Here is an 832-nt window from a genome sequence, read left to right as displayed (position 1 = left end):
GGGGAAGATGGACATACTGCCTCATTGTTTCCTGGCCAAACAGATTACGACTGTGCTCAGAGTGCCGTTCAGGCGACTCAACCAAGCTCCAAGCAGGAGCGAATCTCGCTAAGTGCTTCAGTCATATCATGTGCCAAGAGAGTGACATTTATTGCCTTGGGTAAGAGTAAGGCAAGTGTCGTGCGAGAAATAGTCGATCAGGCAGAAGTCTCTAAAAGCTACCCGGCAGCCAATATTTTTTCACGAATTATTGCAAGCTCAGGGTGTGTTGAGTGGTATTTAGATGCGGAATCGGCAGCTAAACTTAGCGAGCATTAAACAAGAAATAGTCGAGGGATAATTATGGCGGATAACAAAGCAGACATTGCAGTCATTGGTCTAGCGGTAATGGGGCAAAACCTGGTTCTGAATATGAATGACCACGGTGTCAGGGTCGTTGCGTATAACCGAACGCAGAGCAAAGTATCCGAGTTTATCAAGGGTCTTGCTGCTGATACGCTAATACAAGGTGCAAATAGCCTTGAGGATATGCTGGCGAAGCTCTCCTCGCCTCGTAAAGTGATGTTAATGGTAAAAGCTGGTGAGGTGGTGGATGCCTACATTGAACAGCTACTTCCTTTGCTAGATGATGGTGATGTCATTATTGATGGGGGCAACTCCGACTATCGAGACACGGCTCGACGAGTAGAGTCATTATCTGAAAAAAATATTCACTATCTCGGTATCGGTGTTTCCGGTGGTGAAGAAGGTGCACGTTATGGGCCGTCTATCATGCCTGGTGGTGATGAGCGAGCCTGGCCGCTAGTAAAGCCTATATTTCAGGCTATTGCGG

At 47.2% G+C, this 832-nt stretch carries 2 protein-coding genes; both read left to right on the top strand.

What is annotated here, in order from left to right; genetic code table 11:
• On the top strand, positions 1-318 hold a 318-nt coding region (locus A3729_RS00650; protein ID WP_197475457.1), incomplete at its 5' end, for a 6-phosphogluconolactonase.
• 24 nt (positions 319-342) lie between these two features.
• Positions 343-832 (top strand): NAD(P)-binding domain-containing protein (locus A3729_RS00645; RefSeq protein ID WP_231877278.1); only part of this gene is annotated, 490 nt, incomplete at its 3' end.

It is taken from the genome of Oleiphilus sp. HI0043 (assembly GCF_001634935.1).
Note: the sequence above shows the minus strand (reverse complement) of the source record. Positions and strands in the feature narration are given on the sequence as shown.